The organism is Mycobacterium sp., from assembly GCF_032162105.1.
Classification (GTDB): domain Bacteria; phylum Actinomycetota; class Actinomycetes; order Mycobacteriales; family Mycobacteriaceae; genus Mycobacterium.
This window is the reverse complement of the sequence record NZ_JAVRPS010000125.1, coordinates 1-6,422: the sequence shown is the minus strand read 5'-3', so window position 1 is coordinate 6,422 and position 6,422 is coordinate 1. Positions and strand designations below refer to the sequence as shown.

The following is a 6,422-nucleotide window of genomic DNA, read 5'->3' as shown; positions in this document are numbered from 1 at the left end:
CACTACGGCACCCCCGCGACCCCTGTCCGCCATTCCGCTCTCCGTCGTGAACACCCAGAAGTCGGGTGAAAGTCGATGCCGATCAATTCGCGAGCCCCCCGGCTGAGGTCCGGACCGGTGGGGCCATGTAAGCGGGGTTGCCGACGACTCCCCTCGTTGCCGCCGCGGCGGTCACACCAACCGTCGGGGCAGCAGTAATCATCGCGGTGGTGGCACTCCTCACCCAACTGTCCGTTCCTTCGAAGGATGGAACGAAGGCGGATGAGTTGTGAATGCAGTGTGCGCTCATGGCGGGTCTAGATTCATGAGGAATTTTCCCCATCTTTGATTTGCCAGGGCTAATATCTACGATTTGCCCGCCATACAACTTTTATCTACCCCGGGCCCACGCGGTGGTGTCGGTACCGTGGTACGGAAGGGGACATCGGGTGCCCACGGAGATCCTGCTGGAGCGGGAGTCGGTGCTGGCCCAGTTGGGTGCGCTAGGGCAGCAGGCCGGGCGCGGCGCTGGGCAGGTGGTGTTGCTGCGCGGGGAGGCCGGGGTTGGCAAGACCGCGGTGATCCGCCGCTTCAACGCCAGCCTGGACGGGCAGGTGCGGGTGCTGCGTGGCTCGTGTGATCCTCTAGCGACGTCGCGACCGCTGGGGCCGCTGATCGACATGCTGACCCAACTGCCGAAACCCGCGGCTGCCGGATTGGCCGCGGCGATCGACTGCGGTGACAGCGAGGCGACCTACGCCAGAGTGCTGGAGTTGTTCGCTGACGGCAACACCTGGGTGTGCGTGGTGGAGGACGTGCATTGGGCCGATGGGGCCACCTTGGATGTGCTGCGATTTCTGGCGCGGCGGGTGGGGGAGCTGCCGGTTCTGTTGCTGGTGTCCTACCGCGACGACGAGATCGGCGCAGAGCATCCGTTGGCGGTGGCGCTGGGCAACGTGGCGAATTATGAAGCACTGACTCGGATTGGCCTGGCCCCGCTCAGCCGCGACGCGGTCGCGGAGTTGGCCGCCGGCAGCGGCGTCAACGCCGATGAGTTGCACCGGCGCACCGGCGGCAACCCGTTCTTCGTCACCGAGATCCTCGCCGCCGACCCGGACACGCTGGGAAGCAGCGCGCTACCGCGCAGTGTTTCCGAGGCGGTGTGGGGCCGGCTGGCCCGCCTGTCACCGCCCGCGCGCGACACCGCGTACGCCGCGGCGATCTGCGGCCCACACGCCGACCCACGGCTGCTGGACCAGGTGTGCCCGGGCGCGACGGCAGCGTTGGGTGAATGCCTTGACGCCGGGGTGCTGCGCGCCGACGGTGCGGCGGTGGCGTTTCGTCATGAGCTGGCCCGGCAGGCCACGCTGGAACAGATCCCCGCCTATCGGCGCCGGGAGTTACACACGCGCGCGCTGGCCGCGCTGACCCAACCACCGGTCCCCCCGGACACGTTGTCGGCGTTGGCATTTCACGCCGAACAGGCCGACGATGACGAGGCGGCGGCGCGTTTCGGGCGGGCTGCCGCCGAGCGGGCCGCCTCGGTGGGCGCTCACCGGGAGGCCGCCGAGCTGTACGCGTTGGCTCTGCGGCACGCCGATCACACCCCGAAGCAACAGAAGGTGGAGTGGCTGGAGGGGCACGCGTTCGAAAGCTACCTGTGCGGGCTCGTCGAGGCCGCGACGGAGTCCTGGCGGGAGGCGATCGGGCTGCGCCGCGATCTGGGCGACCGGCTCGGCGAGGGCGAGGATCTGCGCTGGCTCTCATATGTGCTGTGGCCGCTGGGTCGCTCCACCGAGGCCACCGCCGCCGCACAAGCGTCCCTGCGGCTACTGGAAAACCTTGCGCCGAGCCCGCAGCTGGCCTGGTCGCTGGTGAACCTGGCGCAGCTGGCCGCTGTCAGCTACGACCCCGCCGCCGCCCAGTATGCGGCCCGAGCGGTCACCCTGGGCACCCAGCTGGGCGACGAGGCTGTGGTGATCCGGGCCCGCGTCTACGCCGCGATGTCCACCGTGCTGCGCACCGACACCGGCTGGGACGAGCTGGAGGCGACATGGCGGGCCGCGATGGGCTCCGAGGCGCTGGCCGAACACGCCGGCATCGCCGGAGCGATCATGTGCTGGACCGCCGCGCTGCACCACGACCTGGACGGTGCCGACGGCTACATCGCCGAAACCTGCGCGTTCTGCGATGAGCGTGACCTGGGCAACTTCCAGACAATCGCCGCCGGCGCCAGCGCCCTGGTCGCCCTCCATCGCGGCGACTGGGCCGACGCCGAAGCCGCCGCCCACGACGTGCTGACCCGGCCCGGGCTCAGCCCGCTACACCGGGCCATGCCGTTGCTCACCGTCGCGCTGATCCGGGCCCGCCGCGGCGAACCGCTGATTGCACCGCAGCTGGATGACCCCCAAACCAGCACCGGCGCCGAACGGGCCGACCTGTTTCAGCTCGGCCCGCTGTGGGCCGCGCGCGCCGAGACCGCCTGGCTTCGCGGCGACGACGCCGCCGCCCGGGCCGAGGCCAAGATCGGGCTGGCCGCCGCTCCCGCCGGGGCCGACCCGTGGCTGGTCGGGCACCTCCAACGCTGGCTACACCTGTCCGGCGGCCCACCAGCTTGCACCCCGCCCGCCGAGCCCGTGACGCCCTACCAGCTGGAGATCAACGGTGATTGGCGCGAGGCCGCCAACGCATGGACCGCACGGGGCTGCCCCTACGACGCCGCTGTGGCCCAGCTCGGCGGCGACATTCCCGCCGTGGAGACGGCCCTGGCCACCTTCCGCAGGCTCGGCGCACGCGCCGCGGCCCGCCGAGCCCGTCAGCGCCTCGCAAAGACCCGCGGCCGTACCGCCCACCCTCGCCTCGCCGACACCCGCGCCGACCCACACCAGCTGACCCGCCGCGAACGCGACGTACTCGAACTGCTTTCCGCCGGCCACAGCGATGCTGACATCGCCACCACCCTGTGCATCAGCCCCAAAACCGTAAGCAACCACGTCGGCGCGATCTTCACCAAACTCGGCGTGCACAACCGCACCCAAGCCGCCGCTTACGCCCCACACCGTGACACCAAGCCATGACCGTGACACCCCGACACCTTCTCCGGGTACGGCGCGGCAACCCCCACCACGGCAACCTACGCCCGCAAACCCGCCTGGTCGGGCATCGTCGACGCCCTCACCAACTGATTCGGGCTGACGATAGTTCGATGGGCCGGAGTCGAGAAGCCAGGCGATCACCGAGCCAGACTCGGTCATGCGGGATCAACGCGGTCGGCGAAGTCTCAAGCGCCCATCCAGCGACGCTGAACCTTCACGTTGGAGCGGCAGCGGGTCAATGACAGACCGCAGCTCCCCGCTTCACCCGCCCCGACGGCAACCAGACCATCGTCTTCTGATGCAGGCGGTCTGGTGTCTCGAGTCGACAGTTCTGCAGCAGTTGGTTGCCGACGCTGGCCCAGGTTTTGATCAACGACTCGCGACACACTAGGAGACACCCCCAAAACGGCTCGACGCGGAGATAGCCGCCTCCGGTAGGACGTGCGGTTAGTGTCTTTTCGGCACGCCGTCCACTTTCGTAATGTGACGGTAAACGAACTCTCAGCGTTGCTTCAGTCAGGCGTCCTTACCGTCGGGCGTCGTGACCGAGACGACGAAATCTGAGTCCATTCAGTCCGCGCGGGTGATGCTGAACAAGGTTCCCGAGATCACGGTGTGGTTCTGGATCATCAAGATCTTGTGCACCACCGTGGGTGAGAGCTTCGCGGACTGGATCAACATGACGTTGGGTGTCGGTCTGAACGTGACCGCGCTGATCTTCACCGTCGTCCTGGTCGCGGTCCTGGGCTGGCAGCTGAGCCTCAACCGCTACGTGCCGTTCGTGTACTGGCTGACCGTCGTGGTGGTCAGCGTGACCGGCACCCTCTACACCGACATCCTCACCGACGATCTGGGCGTTCCACTCGCGGTGAGCACCAGCGTGTTCACCGCGGTCCTGGTCGTGGTCTTCGGCCTGTGGTGGGCGCGGGAGCGCACCCTGTCCATTCACAGCATCATCACCTTGCCCCGCGAGGCTTTCTACTGGCTGGCGGTGCTGGTCACCTTCGCGCTGGGCACCGCCGCCGGTGACTGGATCCTGGAACTCACCGGCTGGGGACCCGGTATTTCGGTGCTGCTGCCCGCCGGGCTGATCGGGGTGATCGCGATCGGCTGGCGACTGGGCGCCAACCCGGTGCTGTCCTTCTGGCTGGCCTACATCCTGACCCGCCCCCTGGGCGCCAACCTCGGCGACTGGCTGGGCTTCCCGAAAGACCAGCAGGGCCTGGGCTTGGGTACCGCCGCCACCAGCGTCATCTTCCTCACCGCGATCCTGGCCACCGTCATCTACCTGACCTACACCCGCGCCGACGTGATCGAAGAAAAGAAGCCCACCCACACACCGACACCCACGGCACCGGCGCGCGAGCTGATCATGCTCGGCTACTACGCCGTGGTCGCCGTCGCTGCGGGCGCCCTGCTCGTCTGGGCCGCCGGACGCCCGCACGCCACCGCCGCGGCCAGCGAAGAGGAATCCGGCACCACCTCAGCGGCCACGCCACTGGCCCCAGGACAATCAGCCACCGCACACTTCCCGCCCGCCGAGACAACCAAGTTCCGCACCATCACCGCCGACACCCTGGCCAAGGTCCAAGCCGGCGACCAAACCGGCGCCACGGCCCGCATCAAAGACCTCGAAACCGCCTGGGACGACGACCAGCCCACCCTGCAACCCCTCGACGACACCGGCTGGACCGCTCTCGACGGCCAAATCGACACCGTCCTCAAAGCACTACGGGCCAACACCCCGGACCCCGCCACCGAAACACAAACACTCACAACACTATTGACGTCGCTTCGGTAGGCGACCGCTGAAAGCGCCTCGGACGGTGTGCAGCGACCGTCGTCTCACTGACAACAGCCACTAACTCCGACGCGAGCGCCTCGTTCATTCACTCGCCGGCAGCCGCGACCAAACGATTAGGGTCACCCGTGAGCAGTCTCAGCTACGTCGAAGCACTGATCGTCGGTGCGTTTCAAGGTGTCACCGAGCTGTTCCCCGTATCGAGCCTGGGCCACTCGGTGCTCGTGCCCGCATTGATCGGCGGACGGTGGGCCCAGGACCTGAACGTGTCGTCTCCAGAGTCGCCCTACTTGGCCTTCATCGTCGGGCTACACGTTGCGACCGCGGCGGCCCTGCTGGTGTTCTTCTGGCGCGATTGGGTCAAGATCATCGCCGGTTTCTACACATCGGTGCGGCACCGACGCATTGCGACGCCAGCCGAACGCCTCGCGTGGCTGATCGTGGTGGCGACCATTCCAGTCGGCATTTCCGGTCTGGCACTGGAACATCTGTTCCGCACCACGCTCGGCCGGCCCGTGCCCGCCGCGGTGTTCTTGACGCTGAATGGGCTGATTCTGTACGGCGGAGAGCGGCTGCGCCGACGTGCGACAGCGACGGTCGAAGTCGTGCCCGTCCAACGCGACCACGATGTGCTGACGGCCGCCGACGAACGCATCGCCGAATTGCCGCTTCGGCATGGGCTGATCATCGGCTGCGCACAGATCCTCGCGCTGTTGCCGGGTATCAGTCGATCGGGTGTGACCATGGTGGCCGGCCTACTGCGGGGTCTCTCCCACGAGGAGGCGGCGCGGTTCTCATTCCTGCTTGCCACCCCGGTGATCCTGGCCGCCGGCGTCCTGAAGATACCGGACCTGTTCGGTCCTCTAGGGGCGGGAATAGGCGGCCAGGTCCTCGCTGGAAGTGCCGCGTCCTTCGTCGCGGCGTACGCAGCGGTGCGATTTCTGACCCGATACTTCGAGACCCGCACGCTAACCCCGTTCGCGATCTATTGCGTACTCGCCGGCGCCGGCAGCCTGCTGTGGCTGACGTTGCGATGAGCCGGCGAAAGCGGCTTCGCTTCCACGTCTAGGAAGCCGCCGCCCACGGGGCGGGGCACGTCGCCGTGGCGCCCCGCTTGCCACCGTGTGGTCTGAAACGCGCTTGCGCGACAGTCTGATTCCTCAGCGTCCGCTAAGCTAAAACCTGCGCCGTGGCGGCTCCCGTCCGCCACCACGGACCGATCAGCCCTGCCGCTACGAGCGTCCACCGAGCAAGTCCTCGGAACGGCGCTGTGAGAACTTTCTTCACTGCTATCCAGGCGGACAGTCCATTCCGGTCGAACACGGCGGCCCCGATCCCCCCAAGCTTCCTTCGACGATCAGGGCCGGATTCACGGCGTGGTTACCAGTTGAGTGCTCGGGTTTTCACCCCTCGTTTGGATTCTTCGCGTTTTCACAGCGAGGTTTCGGCACAATCCTCGTCTAGCGGCACACCGCAGTGATCATGGGTACAGACGGAGGCTGGTTAACGTGAAGAAGCTCATCCTCAGCGCGGGGTTGGCGAGCATC

General features: G+C 67.4%; 3 protein-coding genes. All 3 read left to right on the top strand.

Annotated elements, in window-relative coordinates:
• The first annotated feature begins 428 nt into the window (after positions 1–428).
• The 3 genes from QOC69_RS06235 (at position 429) to QOC69_RS06225 (ending at position 5,912) form a co-directional block, all read left to right on the top strand.
• On the top strand, positions 429–3,056 hold the full coding sequence (locus QOC69_RS06235) for a helix-turn-helix transcriptional regulator (protein ID WP_526437439.1): 2,628 nt from the start codon (positions 429–431) through the stop codon (positions 3,054–3,056).
• A gap of 604 nt (positions 3,057–3,660) precedes the next feature.
• Complete coding sequence (locus tag QOC69_RS06230) at positions 3,661–4,875, top strand: COG4705 family protein (protein ID WP_526437441.1); 1,215 nt, start codon at positions 3,661–3,663, stop codon at positions 4,873–4,875.
• Between the two features lie 128 nt (positions 4,876–5,003).
• Positions 5,004–5,912, top strand: coding sequence for an undecaprenyl-diphosphate phosphatase (locus QOC69_RS06225; protein ID WP_526437437.1), 909 nt, complete (start codon positions 5,004–5,006; stop codon positions 5,910–5,912).
• Positions 5,913–6,422 lie beyond the last annotated feature (510 nt).